A 1,843-nucleotide genomic window follows, 5' to 3' on the forward strand; every position below is an offset into this window, starting at 1 on the left:
GCGGGGTCGATGACGGTGGTGCACCGGGTCCAGGACTGCGCCACCTGCTGGCTGGGGTCAGCGATGACCGCCGGCTGATCCGGGGGCAGTTGGTCGAGCAGGCCGTGGCGGCGGCAGTAGTCGTCGTTGTAGATGGTGTCGAAGTAGCGTTGCGGACCGTCGGGAAAAACCGCGGCGAGGGTGGTATCGGCGGGCATGGTGCGCGCCACCCAGCCGGCGACCAAACCGACCGCACCCACACTCCAGCCGCCGCTGGCATGGTGGGTCGCCGCCAGGGCACGCGCCGCCCACACGGCTTCGGCGGGAGCGACCCAGTGCACCTCGTTAAACGCCGGGTAGTCCACGTTGCGGGGGTAGATGCTGGAGCCCAAACCGCGCATCAGCCGACTGGTCGCGGGTTGGCCGAAAATCGTCGAGCCGATGGTGTCCACACCGATCACCTGCAGGTCGGGGTTGGTCTCGCGCAGCACGCGGGCCACCCCGGCGGAATGACCCCCGGTACCCACCGAGCACACCAGCACATCGATGTCGCCGAGCTGGTCGAGCAACTCCAGTGCCAGCGGCCGGTAGGCGTCGACGTTGTCGGGGTTGTTGTACTGGTTGGGACACCACGCATCAGGGTCAGCGGCCAGCAGCTCGGCGATACGATCTTTGCGCGCTTGTTGCCATCCGCCGACCGGGTGCGGCTCGGTGACCATGTCGACCTCGGCGCCGTAGGCCCGGAGCATGTTTTGCACGATGGGTTCCATGCCCGGGTCGGTGACCACGGTGACCGGGTGCCGATACACCATGCCGGCCAGCGCCAACCCTAAACCCAGTGATCCGCTGGTGGATTCGACGATGCGGGCTCCGGGCCGCAGCTCGCCGCGGGCGCGGGCCCGCTCGACCATGTGCACCGCCGGACGGTCTTTCATGCTGCCGCCGGGGTTGAACCCCTCCAGCTTGGCCCAAAAGCCGCGGTCGGCGCTGGTCAGCGGCTCCGAAATCCGCAGCACCGGGGTATTGCCGACCAACCCGTCGGGCTGGCGGTAACTGCCCGAGACCGGTCGGCAACTCTGCCGCCCCTGCACCAGGGTCAACGGCCGCGAATTACGCGGCCCAACGCTCTTCAAAGACGTCAAAGGCAAGATTTGATTGTTCATCGGATCGTGGCTTTCTCGCGTGCGGCCGCACAGCGCGGCCATCAACAGGGACAGCGGCCACCGGCCGTCGTGACCTCGCACAAACGGCCTGGCGCTGACCAATCAGCGACGAGAAAGGCAGAACCGCGTCAAAAGACCTTGACCGGTCAAAACAGCCGCGGGCCCCCGGGGCGGTCCCCGGCCGGCCAACATGACCTGCTGCCACAACAAACCCACAGCGGCCACCGCCGCCACAACAACACCCAAGGCAGCCACGACAGTGGCCGGCGAATCCGGCAGCACCCCACTCGCGAACGCCTCATGATGGTGTGCCGCCGACGACCCATTCGACAGATGCGGATGCTCGGCGTTAACGGCGAATTCACGGCCCAGCGAGCTAACCAACGCGTGCGCGGGATGAAAGGCCCCAGACTGGGACCGCAATTCGGAGTGCCCGCCAATAACGAGCACCCACATCGCCACCGCTACCGCAATAGCCCCCATAGCGGCGACAGACCGCCACCGCGACCACCCGGGGCGTTCAGGGACGCTCCAGGCCTCCACCCGTGTCCAAACGACCCCCATACCCCTAGAGGGTACAGCACGTCGCCAGCTCTTTCTATCACCCGTACGGATTATTTCGGTCACGACAGTGCCCGCTGTCCAACCGAACAGGCCCGGACCCACATCATCGACGACACGCACAGAAATGAGACGCACCC

The 1,843-nt window shown here is 66.6% G+C and carries 2 protein-coding genes; both read right to left on the reverse strand.

Features of this window, described 5'->3' with window-relative positions; all coding sequences use genetic code 11:
- The coding region (locus AC5Y7V_RS31315; RefSeq protein WP_499883785.1) for a PLP-dependent cysteine synthase family protein at positions 1–1,130 on the reverse strand (1,130 nt) is incomplete at its 3' end.
- Between the two features lie 114 nt (positions 1,131–1,244).
- Positions 1,245–1,706 carry a putative copper homeostasis (lipo)protein LpqS gene (gene lpqS / locus AC5Y7V_RS31320; RefSeq protein ID WP_499883786.1) on the reverse strand — a complete coding sequence of 154 codons (462 nt, stop codon included), beginning with the start codon at positions 1,704–1,706 and terminating at the stop codon, positions 1,245–1,247.
- Positions 1,707–1,843 lie beyond the last annotated feature (137 nt).

This window comes from Mycobacterium sp. NGS34, from assembly GCF_059812845.1.